Consider the following 20989-nt stretch of genomic DNA (forward strand, 5'->3'; position numbering starts at 1 on the left):
ATATCGTGATCTCAAATATACTGATTGAGTATTTCTACCCCTTGGGAAGAACACTGCTCAGGCGGTCGTCCCACAGGGGGCGAACGTCGACCTTGCCGGGAATCAGGCCGGCTGCCGTGAAGGCGTCGGCGACGCCCTGCTGCGAAGCGATGGCGGCGTCGCTGATCCTCAGCAGCCTGGTCGGGCTGCTGCGCTCCTTGAACTCGCGCAGATACAGCTCGGCGGGAACGCCGGTGGCGACGCTTCGGGCCTGGGCCCACCGCGCGTCGTCGGCGTTGGCCCATTCGGCCACCTTGGCATAGCGGCCCAGATAGTCGCCCACCGCCTGGCGCTTGAGGGGATCGTCCAGGGCCGCCTTGGAAGCGGCGACCAGATAATTGCCCGACAGGATGCCCAGGGCCGTGCGCAGCACCCGCGCTCCGGCCTGACGGGCCTGCTGGACGACGACGCCATAGATCACCCAGGCGTCGACCGCGCCGCTCGAAAACGCCGCCAGCCCGTCCTGCGGCGACAGGGCGATCGGCTTGATGTCCGTCCATTTCAGGCCGGCTTCATCCAGCAGGCGCAGCAGGATGTAGTGCGAGGTGGTGGCCTTCACATAGCCGATCCGCTTGCCCTTCAGATCGGCGAAGGTCTGGGCCCGGCTGTCCTTGGGGACCAGCACCACCTGATTGTTCACGTCGCCCTGCAGCACGGCCACGATGCGGACCTGGTTGCCGGGCGCGCCGGCCACGAAGATCGGCGGGATCTCGCTCATGCCGCCGACATCCAGGGCCCCGGCGTTGATGGCCTCGGCGATCAGGTTGCCGCCGGCGAACTGCGACTTGGCGACCTTGTAGGGCGTGTCGGCGACGCCGGCCTCCTGGAAGAAGGCGTCCAGATTGCCGCGATAGGTGGCCGCGCGCAGCGTCAGGTCTTCAAGCGAACCGGGCCTGGCGGTCTTGCCGGGCGAGCAGGCGGCCAGCGTCGAGAGGCCGGCGACGGCCAAGCCGGCGACTGGGAAACCGCCGGCGAGGAGGTGGCGTCGGGAAAGGATCATCAGTCGAACAGGTCCGGCTCTTCTTCGGTGACCACGTCCCAGTAGGGCTGGAAGGCCCAGAAGCCGCCGGCCTCGCTGCCGACCTGGCCGGCGGTGTGCTTGGCGACCTCGGGCGGCATCGGCTTGGTCTGGCCGGCGGCCTCGGCCAGCAGTTGGGTCTGGCAGGCGTTCTCCAGCGCCAGGTAGCGCCAGACGGCGGCCTCGACCGATTGGCCGACGGTCAGGATGCCGTGGTTTTGCAGGATCACGGCCTTCTTCGGCCCCAGGGCCTTGGCGATCTTCTGACCCTCGCTGGCGTCCAGCACCACGCCCGAGAATTCCTCGAACAGGGCGTGGTCGTCGTAGAAGGCCGCCGAGTCCTGGGTCAGGGGGGCCAGCAGCCGGCCCAGGGCCGACCAGGCCTTGCCGTACAGCGAGTGCGAATGGGCGGCGGCGACCACGTCGGGCCGCGCCTCGTGCAGTTGGGAATGGATGGCGAAGGCGGCGCGGTTCAGCCGGGCGGGGACCTTGGCCGGCGGCTGGACGATCTCGCCGGCATGGCTGACCAGCATCAGGTCCGAGACCTTGATCCGCGAGAAGTGGACGCCGAACGGATTGACCCAGAAGTGGTCGGTCAGCTCCGGGTCGCGGGCGGTGATGTGGCCGGCCCCGCCCATGTCGAAGCCGTAGCGGCCGAACAGGCGATACGAGGCGGCCAGCCGCTGCTTGCGATACAGCCGCTCCTGCTCGTGGGTCGGCTGGACCGGCAGGACCTTGGAGCCGAACTCCGGCAGCACGGTCTCGATCTTGGCGGGGTGCGGACCCTGGGAGGTGAAAGCCCGGGCCGGGCTGATGGCGGTCATGGCGATGTCCTTCAGTAGCCGCGCGACAGGTCGACGACGTCGGCCAGGGGCGCGCCGGACCGGAAGCGGGCGAGGTTCTCGGCGAAGCGGGTCGCCAGGTTGATGCGGGTGTCGGGTGTGTGGACCGAGGTGTGCGGCGACAGCCGGACCTTGGGGTGGCTGTAGAACGGGTGGCCCTCGGTCAGCGGCTCGGGATGGGTGACGTCGAGGCTGGCGCGGGCCACGCGGCCGTCGTCCAGCGCCTCCAGCAGGGCCTCGTCGTCGATCAGGGCGCCGCGGGCGATGTTGATCAGGTGCAGGCCCGGCTTGGCGGCGGCCAGCACTTCGCGGCCGATCAGGCGCTGGGTCTCCGGCGTGGCGGGGGCGGCCAGCACGACATGGTCGCTGCGGGCGAACAGGGTCTTCAGGTCGGCGACGCGCTCGACGCCCGGGGTCGGGATCGGCTTGTCCGAGCGGCGGGTGGCGATGACGTCCAGGCCCAGGGCCTGGGCGCGCGGGGCCAGGGCCTCGCCGATCGCCCCGAAGCCGACCAGGCCCAGGGTCGTGCCGAAGATCAGTTTCAGCGGCGACGGCGACCAGCGCTCGGCCTTGTCGATCCAGATGTCGGGAAGGCGCTTGGCCTCGGCCAGGATGGCGGCCAGGGCGAACTCGGCCAACGCCACGGCCGAAGAGCCGCGCGCCGAGGTCACCACCGGGCCGTCGAACAGCCAGTCGGGATAGAAGTCGATGCCGACCGAGACCAACTGCACCCACTTGAGGTCATAGGGCCAGCCGGCCGGGGCCTTGGCGGGCAGCACGCCGCCCGCCTTGCGGAACGGGGCGGCGACCAGGACCTTGGCCTCGGCGGGCAGGGGTGCGTGCAGGCCCGGCGGCACCGCGATGATCTCGGCGTCGCCGGCGTGCTGGGCGAAGACGCTGTTGAACAGCTCGGGCAGTTGGCTGGCGACGATCAGGCGGCTCACTTGGCGGCCTCATGCGCGGCGAAGGCGGCCTTGCCGGCGCCGGTCAGCACGACGTCGGACTGCGGGGTGTGGACGCGGCCGCACAGCACGTCGCGGTGATGGCGCTCCAGGTCGTTGTGCCGGGTCAGGCCGGGGTTGCCGGTCAGCTTCAGGGCCTTCTCGACCACGCTGATGGCGTTCTCGGTGACCAGGTGCTTGACCAGGCCCGCCTCGACCCCGCCGACCTCGCCGCGCGCGGCGGTGTCCAGCAGGACGCGGTTGGAGAGCAGCAAGCCGTCGATGTCGCCGACCGCCTCCTGGAAGCGCGGCAGGGTGGACAGCGCCGCGCCCAGATTGGCCGGCTTGCGGTTGGCCAGGAACTCGACCAGCCAGTCGCGCGCCGCCCGGGCCACGGCGTCGTAGATCGCCGCCGTCAGCACCGCCGACCAGGCCGCGAAGGTCGCCGGATAGGGCGGCGGGGCGCCGACCGGCTGCGGGTCCAGGGCGTGGTCCAGCGGAACCAGCACGTCCTCGAAGATCACGTCGTGGCTGGCGCTGGCGCGCAGGCCCAGGTGGTCCCAGGTCTCCTCGATGACCACGCCTGGCGTGTCGGCGCGGACCAGCCAGCCGCCGACCAGGGGTTCGGGATCGTCCGAGCGGGCCCAGACCACGAACCAGGTCAGGGCGGTGGAGCCGGTGGAGTAGATCTTGCGGCCGCTGATCCGCCAGCCCTCGGGCGTGCGGCGGGCGATGGTGGCGGGCAGGCCGCCGCGCGCGGGCGTGCCGAGATCCGGCTCGACCCGCAGGGCGTTGATCAGGGCGCCGTCGGTGATCGCCTCGCCGATCACCCGCTGCTTCAGGTGCTCGGGCCAGCCGGAGCGGCCCTCGACCGAGGCGTGGAACAGGTACTGCATGACCAGCACCAGGGCCGTGGCCGGCTCGCCCCGGGCGACGGCGGAGACCACCTTCAGGGCCGTGGGGAGGTCGGCTTCCAGCCCGCCCAGGCGGCGCGGCGCGGTCAGGGCCAGCAGGCCGGCGTCGCGCAGGGCCGCGAAATTGGCGGTCGGGAAGCTGGCCTCGCGGTCATGTCGGCCGGCCGTGGCGGCGAAGGCGGCGGTCAGGCCGGGCAGGACCGTGTCGAGATCGGGCAGGGCGGGCGGCGCTTCGGTCACCCGCAAAGCGGCGCCGCTCACGGTGCGACCTCGCGGGGCGGCTGAGAATTTCTGGGGGTGACCGTCGAGGGCATGGGCGGCGCCGTTCCGTGAACCGTTGCGGCGCGAGCGCCCTTCCTCCCAGAGAAGGGCGCTTAATTCCTACTGAATCAATAGACTTATCCTAAGAAGCCTTATCAGGGTTTCTGATGGTCCATCCGCGATCAGGCGCGCGACAGGTGGATCTGCTTCTGGTCCTCGTGGATATCCAGCAGGGCCTTCATCAGTTCTTCGTCTTCGCTGGACATCACGCCCAGGACCTCGGCTTCGTCGCAGCCTTCGGCCGCCAGGTAGGCGTGGCCCATGCTGGAGTCGAGATAGATCGACTGGCCCTGGTCCAGGATCACGGGGTCGTAGAACTCGGTGTTCACGACGATCCGGCCCTTCAGCACGTAGATGTATTCCTCGCCGGCGTGGCGGACGAGATCGCCGAACTGCTCGGCGCTCTTGGCGCGGATCTTGGTGATCACCGGGATCATCCGTTTCCCGCGCAGTTCGGTGTGCAGGTAGTAGTAGTCGTAGTTCGGGGTCTCGACGCGCACGGCGCGCTCGACCTCGCCCAGGCTGCGACGGGCGGTGACCGCCTGGGGCGGGCTGGCCGCGTCCTCGGCGAACAGTTCCGACATGCGCATGCCCAGGCGCTGAGCCAGTTGGTGCAGCTTGTCATAGGTCAGGGTCAGGCGGTCGTGCTCGACCTTGGAGAGCGTCGAGACGGGGATGCCGCTCTTCTCGCTCATCTGCTTGAGCGTCAAACCCTCACGATCTCTCAGGCCACGAAGCAGGGTTCCAAGCGTGTGGGGGTTTGCAGGCACGCGCCGCGACTCCTCATGGCTGTTGACGAATTCTCTAATCAGGATAGCAATTGTCCTGATCAGGATGGTTGCTTCCCAATTTATCGGCTGGGCCGTGTGGGAGCAATCCTGCCATTGGCCGAGGGGAGTCAAGGAATGCGAGCGATCAAGGGGGCCGCTGTCGCGGTGTTCGCGCTGCTGGCGGGGCTGGGCTCCGCCCAGGGCCAGACGCGTCAGGAGACGGCGACGCCGCCGGCCGTCAAGGCGGCGGGGTCCATGACGGTCGCGCCGTCCGTCCCGTCGGCGACGCCGGCCCTGACCAAGGCCGATGTCGATCTCTGGCTCGACGGATACATGCCCTACGCCCTGCGCACGGGCGACATCCCCGGCGCGGTGGTCACGGTGGTCAAGGACGGCCAGATCCTGACCACGCGCGGCTTCGGCTACGCCGATCGCGACAAGCGCACCCCGGTCGATCCGGACAAGACCCTGTTCCGCCCGGGCTCTATCTCGAAGCTGTTCACCTGGACGGCCGTGATGCAGCAGGTCGAGGCCGGCAAGCTGGACCTGGACAAGGACGTCAATGTCTATCTCGACTTCAAGATTCCGCCGCGCCACGGCAAGCCCGTCACCCTGCGCCAGCTGATGACCCATACGGCCGGCTTCGAGGAAGTGGCCAAGGGCATCATCTTCTACGACCGTCCCGAGCCGACGCTGGGCGACTACGTCAAGCACAACGTGCCCAAGCGGATCTTCGACGCGGGCACGACGCCGGCCTATTCGAACTACGGCACGGCCCTGGCCGCCTACGTCGTCGAGCGCGTGTCGGGCGAGAAGTTCAACGACTATCTCGACCGCCACGTCATCGGCCCGTTGAAGATGCCGAACACCACGTTCCGCCAGCCGCTGCCCGCGAACCTGGCCGGCCAGGCGGCCATCGGCTACTCCAAGCCCGGCAAGCCCTCGAGCGGCTTCGAGATCGTCGGTCCGGCCCCGGCCGGCGCCGCCTCGTCGACGGGCACGGACATGGGCCGCTTCATGATCGCCCAGCTGCAGGGCGGCGAGCTGGACGGCGCGCGCATCCTGTCGGCGGCCACGGCCAAGACCATGCACGACAGCCCGCTGGACCACGTCGATCCGCGCTCGCTGATCCCGCCGCTGGACCGCATGGAGCTGGGCTTCTTCCAGACCTCGATCAACGGCAAGACCGTGATCGGCCACCTGGGCGACACCGAGGGCTTCCACTCGTCGCTGCACCTCTACATGGACGACGGCGTCGGCCTGTACCTGTCGGTCAACAGCGGCGGCCGCGAGGGCGCGGCGGGCGTGTTGCGCACCGCGGTGTTCCGCGACTTCTCGGATCGCTACTTCCCCTATGCCGGCGGACCGGACGGCAAGGTCGACGCCAAGACCGCCGCCGAGCACGCCAAGCTGATGAGCGGCGTCTGGTGGGTCAGCCGTCGGGCCGACAGCAACTTCCTGTCGCTGTTCTACATGCTGGAGCAGACCAAGGTGACGGTCGGTCCCAACGGCACGCTGCTGGTCGCCAGCCTGACGGCGCCGAACGGCCGTCCGCGCGAATGGGTCGAGATCGCGCCCTATGTCTGGCGCGAGGTCGGCGGCCACGACCGCCTGGCCGCCCAGGTCGTCGACGGCAAGCCCGTGCGCTGGAGCTGGGATTTCGGTTCGCCGTTCATGGTGTTCGACCGCGCGCCGGCCGCCCGGTCCAGCGCCTGGCTGTTGCCGGCCCTGATCGCCAGCCTCGGCGTGCTGGCGCTCAGCTTCCTCTACTGGCCGGTCGTCGCCCTGGTGCGTCGCCGCTACAAGGCCGAGGCCGACATTTCCGGCAAGGCGCTGACGGCCTCCCGGGCCGCCCGCGCCAGCCTGGGGCTGCTGCTGGGCCTGTTCATCGGCTGGGGCGTCGGCCTGGCGCAGCTGATGTCCAGCCCGGCCGCCCTGGCCGGCGGCCTGGACTGGCTGATGTGGACCTTGCAGGCCCTGGGCTGGGTGCTGCTGCCGCTGGCTCTGGCGGCCACCGCGTGGAACCTCTGGCTGACCTGGACGGACGGACGGCGTTGGCCTCGCAAGGCCTGGAGCGTCCTGATGGTCCTGGCCGTGCTGCTGCTGTTCTACGTCGCCTTCACCTTCGGGCTGCTGGCCATGAGGGTGGCCTACTGATGGGCCCGCTGACCCTGGACATCGCCAGCGAAACGCTGCGGCTGGCCCAGCCCTTTCGCATCGCCGGCCATGTGTTCGACAGTTGCGACATCATCGTCGTGACGTTGGCGGACGGACGCGCGAAAGGGCGAGGTGAAGCGTCCGGGGTCTTCTTCCTGGGCGAGACCGCCGATGGCATGCGGGCGCAGATCGAGGCTGTCCGCGCGGCGATCGAGGCGGGGCCGACGCGCGAGGCCCTGCGGTTCATCCTGCCGCCGGGCGGCGCCCGCAACGCGGTCGACTGCGCCCTGTGGGAGCTGGAGGCCGCCCGGACCGGCCAGCCGGTCTGGCGGCTGGCGGGGCTGGACGCGCCCCGGCCGCTGCGCACGACCTTCACCCTGGGCGCGGACACGCCCGAGGCGATGGCCCAGGGCGCGGTCGGCTACGCCCAGGCCAGGTCGATCAAGATCAAGCTGACCGGCGACCTGTCGCTGGACCAGGCGCGGGTGCGGGCGATCCGGGCCGCGCGGCCCGACGCCTGGCTGGGCGTCGACGGCAACCAGGGCTTCGTCCGCGCCCAGCTGGACGACCTGGTCGCCACGCTGGTCGAGGAGCGCGTCTCGCTGCTCGAACAGCCGCTCAAGCGCGGCTGCGAGGCCGAACTGGAAGGCTTCGCCAGCGCCGTGCCGATCGCGGGCGACGAGAGCGTGGTGTCGCTGCCCGACGTGGCGGCGGCGGTCGGGCGCTTCCAGGTGATCAATATCAAGCTCGACAAGTGCGGCGGCTTGACCGAGGGCCTGCTGATGGCCGCCAAGGCGCGGCGGCTGGGCCTGGGCGTCATGGTCGGCACCATGGTCGGCACCAGCCTGGCGACGGGGCCGGGCTTCGTGCTGGGCCAGGTCTGCGATCTGGTCGATCTGGACGGCCCGACCTTCCTGGCCAAGGACCGGCCTCCCAGCGTGGTCTATCGCGACGGGACCGTCTGGGCCGACGACGGCGTCTGGGGCGGCCCCGCCGCGGCGGCCGCCGCATGAGCCGGACGGCGCTGGACGCCCCGCCCTGGTTCGGTCAGCCGCGCGGCCTGACCGTGCTGTTCCTGACGAACATGTGGGAGCAGTTCTCCTACTTCGGCATGCGGGCCCTGCTGGTCTACTACATGACCAAGCAACTGCTGGTGGCCCAGGGGACGGCGTCCCTGATCTACGGGACCTACACGGCCTGCGCCTATTTCACCCCCATCGTCGGCGGGGTGATCGCCGACCGGCTGCTGGGCAAGCGCCGGGCGATCATCATCGGCGCCAGCGTGATGGCCGCCGGCCATTTCATGATGGGCTTCGAGGACCTGCTCTATGTGGCCCTGGCCACGATCGCCCTGGGCAACGGCCTGTTCCTGCCCACCCTGCCCAGCCAGATCAACGACCTCTACGCGGAGGGCGATCCCCGGCGCGGCTGGGCCTACAACGTCTACTATCTGGGCATCAACATCGGCGGCTTCCTGGCGCCGCTGATCTGCGGCACGCTGGGCGAGGTGTTCGGCTGGCACGTCGGCTTCGCGGCGGCCGGGATCGGCATGCTGGCCGGCCTTGTGATCTATCTCTGGGGGCAACGCTACCTGCCGGCCGAGCAGGGAAGGGCGCGGGCCGCGCCAACGCCGTCGGCGTCGCTGGCCGCGCGCGGACGGATGGGTCTGCCCACCGTCCTGGTCCTGGCCGCCGTCGCCCTGTCGGTCACCGTCTTCCGCGGCGCCTACGAGCAGGCCGGCAACACGGTGGCCCTGTGGGCCGACGCGGGCGTTGACCGGGCGCTGGGATCCTGGACCGTGCCGATGACCTGGTTCCAGTCGCTCAATCCGCTGCTGGTCATGGCCATGACGCCGATGCTGCTGGCGAGTTGGAAGTCGCGGGCCGACGCCGGACGCGACACCTCGCCGGCCCTGCGGATGTCGACCGGGGCTCTGATCGTGGCCGGCGCCTACCTGATGCTCTGCGCCGTCGACGCCTTCAGCGGCGGCAAGGCGCACTGGCTGTGGCTGGTGGCGTTCTTCGGGGTCTACACCTTCGGCGAGCTCTTCATCCTGCCCACGGGCCTGGGCCTGTTCGCGCGCCTGGCCCCGCCCGGATTCGGGGCTACGACCGTGGCGGCCTGGTATCTGACCATCTTCGCCGGCAGCCTCAGCGCGGGCCTGGTGGGGACTCTATGGGGCCGGATGTCCCACACGGCCTATTTCGCGCTGCTGGCCGAACTGGCCGTCATCGCCGCGATCCTCCTGCGACTGATCGATCCTTGGGCGCGCCGCGTCGAGGCGGGCGAACCGTCCGCCTGACCGCGCGATTGCCGTTGACAATTCTCTAATTGGGATAAAAGTGTCCTGATCAGGATTAAATTTACGTAATGACCGGGGTCGAGCACGGGAACATCCGAGCGGACTCCAGCGCCGGCGGGGGCGCTTCAACAAGGGGGAATGGGATGAAAATCAATCGTGCGGCCCTACTGATCTCCAGCGCCATCGGGACGCTGTTGGCCCAGGCTCCGGCCTTCGCGGCCGAGGAGCCCAAGCAGAACGCGTCGATCATCGAGGAGATCGTCGTCACCGCGCAGAAGCGCGAGCAGACCCTGATCGACATTCCCCAGGCCATCTCGGTGGTCTCGGGCGAGACGCTGGAAACCCAGCAGGCCACCAACTTCACCGACTACCTGAAGCTCGTACCCGGCCTGCAGCTCACCCAGAGCGGGCCGGGGGAGGGGCGTCTGGTCATGCGCGGCGTCAACACCGGCGGCGTGGCCTCGACCGTGGCCATCTACATGGACGAGACGCCGTTCGGCTCGAGCAGCGCCCTGGTCAACGGCGCGGTGCTGGCCGGCGACTTCGACACCTTCGACGTGGCCCGCATCGAGGTGCTGCGCGGGCCGCAGGGCACGCTGTACGGGGCCAGCTCGATGGGCGGCCTGCTGAAGTTCGTGACCAACACGCCCGACACCGACGGCTATAGCGCCCGGGGCCGCGTTTCGGTCGAGGACACCAAGGGCGGAGGCCTGTCGTATCGGACCACGGCGATGGTCAATATCCCGCTGAGCCCGACGGTGGCCGTGCGCGGCTCGGGCTTCTACCGCAAGGAAAACGGCTTCATCGACTCGATCGGCACCGCCGGCTCGGACGTCGAGAAGGACATCAACGACACTGAAGTCTATGGCGGCCGCGTCTCGCTGCTGTACAAGCCGAACGAGGTCTTCGACCTGCGCCTGACCGCCATGCTGCAGGACATCAAGGCCGACGGCTCGACCGTCGCCGAGAGCGATCCCGACACCTTGAAGACCCTGTACGGCGCGCCGACCCTGTCGCAGTTCGTGCCGTCGTTCTCGGACATCGACTACCGAGTCTACAACGGCCTGTTCAACTACGACCTGGGCTTCGCGACCCTGACCTCGTCCAGCAGCTACACTGAACTGAACCAGACCAAGCGGGACGACGCGACGACCAATCTGAGCGGCCTGATCGAAGCGGTGTTCGGCCCGGCCAACGAGCTCTATCTGGGCCAGAAGACCAACAACCGGAAATACACCCAGGAGGTGCGCCTGGCCTCGAACGAGGGCGCGCCGTTCGAATGGCTGGTCGGCGGCTACTACACCGACGAGAAGGGCCTGATCTTCCAGGAATACGTGGCCGTGACGCCGGGCACGCTGACCCAGCTCTCGGGCCTGCCGCTGCTGGCCGAACTGAACCTGAACTCGCGCTACAAGGAATATGCCGGCTTCGCCAACGGCACCCTGCACCTGGGCGAGCGCTTCGACATCGACGTCGGCGGCCGCTACAGCCACAACAAGCAGACCGCCAGCCAGGAGGCCGACGGCGTGCTGGCCGGCGGCATTCCGATCAACAGCGACCTGAGGTCATCGGACAACGTCTTCACCTATTCGGTGGCGCCGAAGTTCAAGCTGGACGACCGCCGCTCTATCTATGGCCGGATCGCCAACGGCTACCGGCCCGGCGGCCCGAACGTGCTGCCGCCCAACGCCCCGGCGGACACCCCGACCAGCTTCGCGCCGGACAAGGTCACCAGCTACGAGGCGGGCTTCAAGGGCGAGAGCGCCGATCGCCGCTTCAGCCTGGACCTAGCCGTCTACCACATCGACTGGAAGGGCATTCAGCTGCTGACGGTGGTCAACAATTTCGGCATCAACGCCAACGGCGCCGACGCCGACAGCGACGGGGTCGAGTTCAGCGCCACCGCGCGCCTGGCGTCCGGCCTGACGGTGTCGGCCAACGGCGCCTATACCGACGCCAAGCTGTCCGGCGACACCAGCGACCTGGTCGGCGGCAAGAAGGGCGACCAACTGCCGTTCACGCCAAAGATCAGCCTGGGCTTCAACGGCGACTACAGCTGGTCGATCGGCGACAAGGAGGCCTATGTCGGCGCCTCGTTGCGGGTGATGGGCAAGCAGAGCGGCAGTTTCGACGCCGACTATCGCGCCGCCAACGGCGCCCAGCGCAAACTGGACTCCTACGAGGTGGTCGACCTGCGCGCGGGGATCAGTTTCGGCCGGGTCGACCTGGAGGCCTACGTCAAGAACCTGACCGACGCCGAGGGCAAGACCTCGACCAGCGCGGTGACCGCCAACGGCCTGCCGATCTATCCGGGCGGGGCGATCGGCACGGGCGTGACCCGGCCGCGCACCATCGGCGTCAGCCTGACCGCAGGCTTCTGATCGCATGAGCGCCATCGCCAGGGCCCCGCGTGACGAAGCTTCGGGGGAGATCGGCGGCCTGCCGTCGCCGTACCTGCTGTTCCTTGGCGATACGGTCGAGGCCGGCTACGCCAAGACCGCGTTCGGCCTGCGCGACTGGGTGGGCGAGCGCTGCGTCGGCGAGTTCGCGCTGCCCGGCGCGCGGGTCAGCACCGGCTTGCCGGCCATGACCCCCGCCCAGGCGGCGGCCATGGGCGCGCGCGGCCTGGTGATCGGCGTCGCCAACGCCGGCGGGATCATCCCGCCGGCCTGGATCGGGGGCCTGGTCGAAGCGCTGGAGGCCGGGCTGGACATCGTCTCGGGCCTGCACGCGCGGCTGTCGGACATCCCCCAGCTGAAGGCGGCCGCGGAGCGGACCGGGCGGCGGTTGATCGACGTGCGCACCCCGCCGCCGGGCATCCCGGTCGGCTCGGGCAAGCCACGCTCGGGACACCGCATCCTGACCGTCGGCACCGACTGCGCCCTGGGAAAGAAGTACGCGGCCCTGGCGATCGCCCGGGCGCTGAAGGGCCGAGGCCTGGACGTCGACTTCCGCGCCACGGGCCAGACGGGGATCATGATCGCCGGCGCGGGCATGCCGATCGACGCGGTGGTCTCCGACTTCGTGGCCGGCGCCGCCGAGATGCTGAGCCCGGCCGCCGCGCGGAGCCACATCGACGTGATCGAGGGGCAGGGCTCGCTGCTGCACCCGGCCTATGGCGCGGTGTCGGTGGGCCTGCTGCAAGGCAGCCAGCCTGACGCCTTCGTCGTCTGCCACGAGCCGGGGCGGACCGAGATCCTCGGCCATGCCGGCCACGCCATTCCTTCGATCGAGGCGGTGATCTCGGCGACCATCGCCCTGGGACGGGTGACCAGCCCGCACATCCGTTGCGCGGGGATCAGCCTCAACACCGGCAAGCTGTCGCCCGAGGCGGCCCTGGCCGAGATCGAGGCGACGGCCGCGCGCCTGGGCCTCCCGACCGCCGACCCCCTGCGCGGCGGGCCGGCGTTCGAGCGCCTGCTGGACGCCTGCCTCGCATGACCGTCAAGACGCCCGGTCGGTTCAGCCGCTGGCTGCTTCCGGGACTGGCCTTCAAGGCGGCCGTGATCGGCGGCGGCTACGCCACGGGCCGTGAGATCGCCGAGTTCTTCCTGCCCTCCGGACCCTGGGGCGGCCTCGTCGGCCTGACCCTGGCGACGCTGATCTGGAGCGGCATGTGCGTCCTGACCTTCCTGTTCGCGCGGGCGACCGGGGCGCGGGACTATCGCAGCTTCTTTAAGGCCCTGCTGGGGCGGGGATGGATCGCGTTCGAACTGGCCTACGCCTTCTTCGTGGTCGTGGTGCTGGCCGTGTTCGGCGCGGCGGCGGGCGAGATCGGCCACGCGTTGTTCGGCGCGCCCAGGTTCGCCGGCATGCTGGCCCTGCTGCTGGGCGTCACCGTCTTCGTCGCCTTCGGCAACAGGCTGGTCGAGCAACTGTTCGCCTGGGTGTCGATCCTGCTCTACGGCGTCTACGCCCTCTTCCTGGTGCTGGCCCTGGGCGCGTTCGGCCACGACATCGCCGCGGCCTTCGCCGTTCCGGTCCAGGTCGGGGCGGACGCCCTGATCGGCGGGACCACCTATGCCGGCTACAACATCATCGGGGCGGTGATCATCCTGCCGGTGACCCGCCACCTGCTCAGCGACCGCGACGCCGTCACCGCGGGCCTGATCGCCGGGCCGCTGGCCATGATCCCGGCCTTCGTCTTCTTCGTCTGCATGTGCGCCTACGCGCCGGAGGTCGGCGCAGCGGCCCTGCCGTCGGACGTGCTGCTGGCCAAGCTGGACCTGCCGGTCTTCCGCCTGCTGTTCCAGCTGATGGTCTTCGCGGCCCTGCTGGAAAGCGGCACGGGCGCGGTGCACGCCATCAACGAGCGCGTCGCCGTGGCCTTCCAGGCGCGGCTGGGACGCACGTTCGGCGTTCGGGCCCGGGCGCTCTGCGCGCTGGGCCTGCTGGTCTTCTGCATGCTGCTGGCCGAGCGGGTCGGGCTGGTCGGCCTGATCGCCGGCGGCTATCGCCTGCTGGCCTACGCCCTGATCGCGCTCTACGTCGTTCCGCTGGCGACGTTGGGGCTGTTTCGTCTCGTCCGGCGTCCCGCCTTCCAAACGGAGGTCCCATGATCAGCCTCGTCCTCGCCGCCGCCCTCCAGGCAGCGCCCCTGGCGGCCGGTCCCGTCGTCCAGCCGCCCAGGGGCTTCGACGCCCATGTCGAGCAGCTGCGCCAGAAGGTCGGCGCGCCGGGCCTGTCGATCACCATCGTCGACGAGGGCCAGACGGTGCTGGCCAGGGGCTGGGGCGTGCGCAGGCAAGGAAGCCCCGAGAAGGTCGACGCCGACACCCTGTTCATGACCGGTTCGACGGGCAAGGCCGTCACCACGGCGGCCCTGGCCACCCTGGTCGACGCCGGCAAGCTGTCCTGGGACGACAAGGTCGCCGACCGACTGCCGGGCTTCCAGATGTACGATCCGTGGGTGACGCGCGAGATGACCGTGCGCGACCTGCTGGTCCACCGCAGCGGCCTGGGCCTGGGGCAGGGCGACCTGCTGTTCGTGCCCCGCAGCAACATTCCGCGCGCCGAGGCCGTGCGCCGCCTGCGCTACCTCAAGCCCGCGACCAGTTTCCGCAGCGGCTACGCCTATGACAACATCCTCTACATGGTGGCCGGCCAACTGATCGAGGCGGTCAGCGGCCAGACCTGGGAGGACTACGTCCGCGAGCACGTCTTCGCGCCGGCCGGCATGGCGACCGCCACGACGGACGGCCGCCGCTTCGACTTCGCCAACCGCGCCCAGCCGCACGCCCGCATGAACGGCGGCCTGCGCGGAGCGGGCGACCAGGAGGTGCTCGACGAGCGCGAGGAACTGGCGACCAGCGCCGCCCCGGCCGGCGGCATGGCGGTCAGCGCCAACGACATGGCCAAGTGGCTCAAGCTGCAGCTGGCCCATGGCGCGCTGCCCGGCGGCAAGCGCCTGTTCAGCGAGGCCCAGCATGAGGCCATGTGGCGGCCCGAGGTGATCCAGCCGATCGACAGGGTCCCGCCGGGCATGGAGGTCACCAAGCCGACCTTCTCGGCCTACGCCCTGGGCTGGGACATCCAGGACTACCGCGGGACCCAGATCGTCTGGCACAGCGGCGCGGTGTTCGGCTTCAAGACCGTGGTGGTGCTGATCCCCGACCGCAATGTCGGCTTCTCGATCGAGCTGAACAGCGAGGACGGCGAGCTGCCGCGCGGCCTGATGTTCGAACTGCTGGACCACTATCTGGGTCTCAAGCCCGAGCCGTGGACCGAGCGCTACATCGCCTACAAGAAGCAACTGGTCGCCGGGGCGCTGAAGAGCCTGGGCGGCGCCCAGGCCAAGCCGGCCGGCGTCGGCCCCTCCCTGCCGACCGCGAAATACGCCGGGACCTACAGCGATCCCTGGTACGGCGACATCGCGGTGACGCAAGGCGCCGACGGCCTGCGCATCGACTTCAAGTCGACGCCGCGCATGGCCGGCAAGCTCGAGCACTGGCAGTACGACAGCTTCGTCACCCGCTTCGACGACAAGACCCTGGAGCCGGCCTACGTCACCTTCGGCCTGAACGCCGACGGCGGCGTCGAGCGGGTGACCATGAAGCCGGTCTCGCCGATCGCCGACTTCAGCTGGGACTACCAAGACCTGCTGTTCACGCCGAAGGCCGCGCAGCCGTAGGACGCCGGCCAATTCTCTGTTCGAGATTAAATTCTCTGATTAGAGAATTTCGATTGCCATCGGTATGGGCCTGGGCTTAGGTCACGCTGTCGCGGAAGGGCGAGGGCGTCCGTCTGAAGACCAGGCGAGGCGCCCGTGAACCAGCTCAGACCCGGATCGCTGAAACCGTCCCGCGGCCTCGCGGCCGGAGGCGACAGCTTCGAGGCGGACCTGCAGATCATGGCCCGGCTGGAGGGCCGGCCCCTGCCCACGACGCTGGAGCTGGCGCGGCTGTTCGACGTCTCGCAGACGACCGCCTTCCGACTCCTCATGCGTGTCAGGCGCAATGGGATGCTCAAGCTGGTGGACCGCGTCAGGCTGCCCGAAAACGCCTGCCACTCCATCGTCGACCTGCGCACGCGTCTGATGGACGCCGACGACCTGCGCCGGCTGGAGGCCAGGCTGGCGGGCGACGTCCACGTGTCCCTCGCGGCGGCCGTGACCGGCAAGCACAGCTACCGGATCACGCTGGTCCACGCCAACACGGCGGACGCCAACGCCTGGTTCAGGGCCATCCTGGCCGAGCCCGCGGTAATCGACGGCGTCCTGCGGTTCTGCCGGCCGATCATCGAACGCCACCACTACGCCCAGGCCCTGGTCGGCGATGATGGCGGGTGAGGTTTGCCGGGGGAACGAGGACCAGCGTGGCGGTCCTCGAGGGACGCCGCCGGATCAACCTGCGATCAGTCGGGGGGACGCTTGATCATCGGTGATCCTGGATCAGTGATCCGGCGGCGAGATGCATTCTATCGCATCTAGTTATAACTGAAGTCAAGAGCGCTCTCTTTCGGACGTCCCCGGCGCACCCGCCCGCTGGCATTGCGTGATAAAGCATTGCATAATTACTGTTGTCGGCGTGGCGCCAGCCTGTTCGGCGCCGCCAGATCATCAGGATGCCGCATGTCACGATCCGCTCCCGACGCCGCCAAGGCCGCGCAGACCAAGGTCCTGCGGCAAGAGGCGGGGCGCTGGCTCAAGGCCGCGCGGGAGCGCGCGGGCCTGACCCAGGCTCAGCTCTCCGACGAGGTCGGGCTGCGCTACTACACCTTCGTCTCGCAGGTGGAGAGCGGGGTCGGCCGCTTGCCGATCGAGACCCAGGCCGCCTGGGCCAAGGCGCTGCGCCTGGACGAGGCGGAGTTCGCCAGGACGCTGCTGGCCTATTATGAGCCCGAGCTGCACCGGCTGTTGTTCGGGAACGCCGCCCCGGCCAGCCAGGCGCAGGCCTAGGCCGCCGCGAGTTTCCTGACGTGGGCACCATCCTTTCCCTGGCCGAATGGATCCGCGACAGCGGCCAATGGACCACGGCCGAGCGCGGCCGGCTCCAGGCCCTGACCGAGCATTTTCCAGGCGGCGGCGACCTGGAGGTGGTGTTCGGCGCCACCGACGACGGCGCGCCGTGGTGCGCGGTGATGAACGGCGAGGGCGAGGTCCTGGTCCACGTCGCCCGTCTGGCCGACAAGTTCCTCGTGCACGTGGCCGGCGAGGAGGTCGTCTCGCGCGGCGACAACCTGCGCGAAGCGCTCGGACGATGGCTGAGGCCCGAGCCGGAACGCCAGGGCGTGGTGGTGCCGTTCGCCAGGCTGCAGAGCGGCGTGGACATGATGATCCTCGTGGCCGTCGCGGCCCTGCTGGAGGAGGCGCTGCGCCACCACCAGGCCCAGGGCATGGACGGCGTCGCCTGGCCGATCGCCGACACGCCGATCGCGGACGCGACGAAGGGGCCGACCAAGCACCTGGCGCCGATCGAGGCCGAGGCGGCGGGCCACGCCCCGGCGCACGGATCCGGCGTCGACGATCCGGACGGACGGTCGGCGCCGGTCTTCGCGGCGCTCGCGCCCGCGCCGGCCGACAGGGACGATCCGTCGCCTTCCGTTTCGCACCCCGCCATCGCCGAGGCCGCCGCGCCTGTCCAGGTCGCCCAGGTCTCGCAGGCCGACGGGCAGGCGATCCATGAGAACATCCACGTGGACGGGAAGGCGGCGTTGCTGGTGCAGATCCGCGGCGGCGACGGCGACGACGTCCTGGTCGGCGGGGCCGAGGCCGAGCACCTGGTCGGCGGCGACGGCGACGACGTGCTGATCGGCGGCGGGGGGGCCGACATCCTCGACGGCGGAGCGGGCGACGACTGGATCGTGCTGACGTCCCAGGCCCTCGCCTCCGGCGGCAGCGGGGCCGACACCTTCGTGATCAGCGCGCCCAAGGTGATGGACCACGCCGACACCCTGCTGGGCACGATCCTCGACTACAGCGCCCGCGAAGGCGACCGCCTGGTGACCGCCAAGGGCGAGGTCGTCGCCGTGCCGCCGTCGAACGAACACGTCGACACGCCTCCGGACGCCCGCGGCGGCCAGAAGGTCGAGGTCGATCTCGACGGCAACGGGCATGTCGACGGCTACGTGCTGATCGGGCCCCAAGGCCACGCCGCGCCGGCCGATCCCGCGCCGGTCGACCACGGATTCGACCCCTGCCTGATCGCCCCCGGCGAGAGCTGGTCGGGCTGGACCGACATCATCGGCTGAGTGATCGCCGCCTGGCGCATGCCCGATGCGACGATGCAGCGTCGGATGTATAGTAATAACTAGACAAGTGAAAACTATGTGACATAGGGTTTGGGTGACGCCGCCCCAGGGGCCGCGCGCCCTCGCGAGGCGCTCGGTCCGTCCACCGATCAGGCCTGGGCTTCACTTCTCAGGCGCCGGCTCAGCCGACCGCAACCCGGACCCCATCCATGTTCCCACGCTCCATATCTGGCGCGCTCGCCGCGCCGCGCCGCGATGTTCCCATGACGACGCCTCAGCCCCTTCCAAGGGTGTCGGTGGTCATCTGCACCCTCGATGAGCACGAGGCGATCGGCGGGGTGCTCGACGACGTGATCGCCGACCTGGCGGGGATCCCGCACGAGATCATCGTCGTCGACGACTCCATCGACGACGCCACGGCCCAGGTCGTCCTCGACCGCGCCCGGGGGGGACCCGCGGTTCGCCTGATCCGCCGCCACGGCGCCGGCGGTCTGGCCTCGGCGGCGATCGCGGGCTGGGACGCGGCGCGGGGCCAGACCCTGGCGGTCATGGACGGCGACGGCCAGCATGATCCCCGGCTGATCCGGCGGATGCTGGACCGCCTGTCCCAGGCGCCCGCCGACGTCGTGGTGGCCAGCCGCTACCTGGACAACGGCGGGTCCGGGCTGACCGGCCTTCGCCACTGGGGCAGCCGTGCGGGCGTCGAGGTCTCGAGCCTGCTGCTGGGCCTGCGCCTGGCCGACCCGTTGAGCGGCTGCTTCCTGATGACCCGGGCCTGGTACGAGACCGTCCGGCCGCGCCTGTCGGGCCTGGGCTTCAAGATCCTGATCGACGTCGTCGCCTCGGACCGTCGTCGGCCGAAGCTGCTGCAGGTCCCGACCGCCTTGCGGGCCCGCGTCGGCGGCGTATCGAAGCTGGACCTGCGGGTCGTCTTCGATCTGCTGGCGCTGCTGGTCGAGAAGCGGACGGGCGGGGCCCTGTCGGCGCGCATGACCCAGTTCCTGTTCGTGGGCCTGACGGGCCTGCTGGTCCACCTGACGACCCTGAGCACCGGACGGGCGCTGGGCGTTCCGTTCTGGCTGGGCCAGAGCGCGGCCATCTTCCTGGCGATGAACTGGAACTTCATGCTCAACAACGGCCTGACGTTCCGGGATCGCCGCCTGCACGGCCGCGCCCTCTGGCAAGGCCTGGCGAGCTTCTACGTCGCCTGCCTGGGCGGGGCCGCCGTCAGCGAGGCGGTCGGCGCGGGGCTGCATGCGCTGGACGTTCCCTGGTTCGCGGCCGGAGCGGCCGGCGCGTTGGCGGGCGCGTTCTGGAACTATCGCGCCGTGCAGCGCCTGACCTGGCGGCCGGCCAAGGCGGTGCGCAAGGCCGGAACGATCCTCGCGACCTGGGCGGGGAGGACCATCCGATGAGCGGGTCGCTGCTGAAACGATTGTCGGCGCTCCACGGCCGCCGGCGCTGGGCGGTCGTGGGCCTGATCCTGCTGCTGGCCGCCTTCGCCATCCGGTGCGCGCAGTTCGGCAATCCGCTGATCCATGTCGACGAGAACTTCTACCTGCTGGTCGGCGACCGCATGCTGCACGGGGCCGTTCCCTATGTGGACATCTGGGACCGCAAGCCCGTTGGCCTGTTCGTGCTGTTCGCCGCGATCCGGCTGCTGGGGGGCGACGGGATCGTCCAGTACCAGGTCGTCGCCACCCTGTTCGCCGCCGGCACGGCCCTGATCGTCGCCCGGATGGCCGCGCCGATGGCCGGGCTGAAGGCCGCGACGATCGCCGGCGTGATCTATCTGCTGCTGCTCGGCCTGGTCGGCGGATCCGGCGGGCAGGCGCCGGTCTTCTACAACCTGTTCGTCGCGGGGGCGGCCCTGGCGACCTTGACCGCCGTGACGCCCGGCGGCGTCTCGGCCGAACAGATCCGGCGCAAGGGCGCCCTGGCCATGGGCCTGATCGGTCTGGCGATGCAGGTCAAGTACACGGCCGTGTTCGAGGGCGTCTTCCTCGGCTTGGCGCTGATGTGGGCCTCATGGAGGGTCAGCCGCCGGCCGGGCCGCCTGGCGGTGGACGCGGCGATCTGGATCGCCGTCGCCCTGGCGCCGACCCTGGCCGCCTTCTACTGGTACGCCTGGATCGGCCAGGCCGACGCCTTCATCTACGCCAACTTCCTGTCGATCGGCGATCGCTCGGGCGCGCCGCCGCAGGAACTGGCGCGACGCCTGGCCAAGGCCTGGAAGCTGCTGCACATCCCGGTGTTCGCGGTGGTCCTGGCGACGCTGCTGGCGTCGTGGCGGGCCTTCCCGCGCGGGCCGTCGACCATGAAGTTCGCCCTGGCCTGGCTGGCCGCGGCGGTCCTCGGCTACCTGGCGTTCGGCACCTATTTCGATCACTACGCCCTGCCGCTCTTCGCGCCGCTGGCCGTGGCCTGCGCGCCGCTGTTCCTCTATCGCCCCTATCGGCTGGGCCTGGTCGCGGCGACGCTGATGCTGCTGTCCGGCGCGGTCGCCAATGTGGCGGTGGTCCGCAAGATGCACCTCAAGCGGGGCGGCCAGGCGGAAATGACGGCCATGGTCGAGGCGATCCGTCCCCGCCTGACCGGGTGCCTCTACGTCTGGAACGGCGATCCGCTGCTGTACCACCTGACCGGGTCCTGCCTGCCCACGCGCTACCCCTTCGCGGGCCACCTGAACCTGCTGCGGGAAAACGGCGCGATCGGCGTCGACCAGGCCGCGGAGGTGCGGCGGATCCTGGCCGGACGGCCCAGCGTGATCGTCGACCACGAGCCGGCCGCGCGCGACTTCAACTTCGAGGTCGTGGCCATCGTCAGGACCGAGCTTCGGCGGGCCTACAGGCCTGTGAAGGTCGTGCCGCTGCGGGGGACGCGACTGATCGTCTACGAGCGGATCCCCGGCCGGTGATCCGGCACGTCCAAGGACGTCCGGCCGGTTCGGCGGAGGAGCCGGTTCGAGGCTCCTCCGCCGCGCGGGGAGAGTGGTCG

At 70.0% G+C, this 20989-nt stretch carries 17 protein-coding genes; 12 read left to right on the plus strand and 5 right to left on the minus strand.

Annotated elements, in window-relative coordinates; all coding sequences use genetic code 11:
• Window positions 1-34: 34 nt before the first annotated feature.
• The 5 genes from AC1DMQ_RS00560 to AC1DMQ_RS00580 form a co-directional block, all read right to left on the minus strand.
• Window positions 35-1039 carry an ABC transporter substrate-binding protein gene (locus AC1DMQ_RS00560; protein WP_477031598.1) on the minus strand — a complete coding sequence of 335 codons (1005 nt, stop codon included), beginning with the start codon at window positions 1037-1039 and terminating at the stop codon, window positions 35-37.
• Window positions 1039-1881 carry a class II aldolase/adducin family protein gene (locus AC1DMQ_RS00565; protein ID WP_477031599.1) on the minus strand — a complete coding sequence of 281 codons (843 nt, stop codon included), beginning with the start codon at window positions 1879-1881 and terminating at the stop codon, window positions 1039-1041. The genes AC1DMQ_RS00560 and AC1DMQ_RS00565 overlap by 1 nt, the downstream gene beginning before the upstream one ends.
• 11 nt (window positions 1882-1892) lie before the next feature.
• Window positions 1893-2843: a D-isomer specific 2-hydroxyacid dehydrogenase family protein gene (locus tag AC1DMQ_RS00570; RefSeq protein ID WP_477031600.1), complete on the minus strand. Its 951-nt coding sequence runs from the start codon at window positions 2841-2843 to the stop codon at window positions 1893-1895.
• Complete coding sequence (locus AC1DMQ_RS00575) at window positions 2840-4015, minus strand: acyl-CoA dehydrogenase family protein (RefSeq protein ID WP_477031601.1); 1176 nt, start codon at window positions 4013-4015, stop codon at window positions 2840-2842. Before AC1DMQ_RS00575 ends, AC1DMQ_RS00570 begins: the two co-directional genes overlap by 4 nt.
• Before the next feature lie 182 nt (window positions 4016-4197).
• Window positions 4198-4845 (minus strand): helix-turn-helix domain-containing protein, encoded by a 648-nt coding sequence (locus tag AC1DMQ_RS00580; RefSeq protein WP_477031602.1) that lies wholly within the window; start codon window positions 4843-4845, stop codon window positions 4198-4200.
• A gap of 135 nt (window positions 4846-4980) precedes the next feature.
• Here AC1DMQ_RS00580 and AC1DMQ_RS00585 point away from each other — a divergent pair, with 135 nt between their 5' ends.
• The 12 genes from AC1DMQ_RS00585 to AC1DMQ_RS00640 all read left to right on the plus strand — a co-directional run bounded on the left by AC1DMQ_RS00585 (window position 4981) and on the right by AC1DMQ_RS00640 (window position 20909).
• Window positions 4981-7002: a serine hydrolase domain-containing protein gene (locus AC1DMQ_RS00585; RefSeq protein WP_477031603.1), complete on the plus strand. Its 2022-nt coding sequence runs from the start codon at window positions 4981-4983 to the stop codon at window positions 7000-7002.
• The gene (locus AC1DMQ_RS00590) at window positions 7002-8015 is read left to right on the plus strand and encodes a dipeptide epimerase (protein WP_477031604.1); all 1014 of its coding nucleotides are present in this window, start codon (window positions 7002-7004) and stop codon (window positions 8013-8015) included. Before AC1DMQ_RS00585 ends, AC1DMQ_RS00590 begins: the two co-directional genes overlap by 1 nt.
• Window positions 8012-9304, plus strand: a complete 1293-nt coding sequence (locus AC1DMQ_RS00595; RefSeq protein ID WP_477031605.1) for a peptide MFS transporter — start codon at window positions 8012-8014, stop codon at window positions 9302-9304. The genes AC1DMQ_RS00590 and AC1DMQ_RS00595 overlap by 4 nt, the downstream gene beginning before the upstream one ends.
• Window positions 9305-9447: 143 nt before the next feature.
• Window positions 9448-11685 (plus strand): TonB-dependent receptor, encoded by a 2238-nt coding sequence (locus AC1DMQ_RS00600; protein ID WP_477031606.1) that lies wholly within the window; start codon window positions 9448-9450, stop codon window positions 11683-11685.
• A 4-nt stretch (window positions 11686-11689) separates the two neighbouring features.
• Entirely contained in the window at window positions 11690-12745 is a 1056-nt protein-coding gene (locus tag AC1DMQ_RS00605; RefSeq protein ID WP_477031607.1) for an N-acetyltransferase DgcN family protein, read from the plus strand.
• The gene (locus AC1DMQ_RS00610; RefSeq protein ID WP_477031608.1) at window positions 12742-13863 is read left to right on the plus strand and encodes a YkvI family membrane protein; all 1122 of its coding nucleotides are present in this window, start codon (window positions 12742-12744) and stop codon (window positions 13861-13863) included. The genes AC1DMQ_RS00605 and AC1DMQ_RS00610 overlap by 4 nt, the downstream gene beginning before the upstream one ends.
• A complete protein-coding gene (locus AC1DMQ_RS00615) occupies window positions 13860-15434 on the plus strand; it encodes a serine hydrolase (RefSeq protein ID WP_477031609.1) in 1575 nt (524 codons plus the stop codon). Before AC1DMQ_RS00610 ends, AC1DMQ_RS00615 begins: the two co-directional genes overlap by 4 nt.
• 135 nt (window positions 15435-15569) lie before the next feature.
• Window positions 15570-16091, plus strand: a complete 522-nt coding sequence (locus AC1DMQ_RS00620) for a hypothetical protein (protein ID WP_477031610.1) — start codon at window positions 15570-15572, stop codon at window positions 16089-16091.
• 282 nt (window positions 16092-16373) lie between these two features.
• A complete protein-coding gene (locus AC1DMQ_RS00625) occupies window positions 16374-16700 on the plus strand; it encodes a helix-turn-helix domain-containing protein (protein ID WP_477031611.1) in 327 nt (108 codons plus the stop codon).
• A 20-nt stretch (window positions 16701-16720) separates the two neighbouring features.
• The gene (locus AC1DMQ_RS00630) at window positions 16721-17992 is read left to right on the plus strand and encodes a hypothetical protein (RefSeq protein WP_477031612.1); all 1272 of its coding nucleotides are present in this window, start codon (window positions 16721-16723) and stop codon (window positions 17990-17992) included.
• A gap of 263 nt (window positions 17993-18255) precedes the next feature.
• Complete coding sequence (locus tag AC1DMQ_RS00635; RefSeq protein WP_477031613.1) at window positions 18256-19407, plus strand: glycosyltransferase; 1152 nt, start codon at window positions 18256-18258, stop codon at window positions 19405-19407.
• On the plus strand, window positions 19404-20909 hold the full coding sequence (locus AC1DMQ_RS00640; protein ID WP_477031614.1) for an ArnT family glycosyltransferase: 1506 nt from the start codon (window positions 19404-19406) through the stop codon (window positions 20907-20909). The genes AC1DMQ_RS00635 and AC1DMQ_RS00640 overlap by 4 nt, the downstream gene beginning before the upstream one ends.
• Window positions 20910-20989 lie beyond the last annotated feature (80 nt).

This window comes from Caulobacter sp. 05L422 (assembly GCF_056397765.1).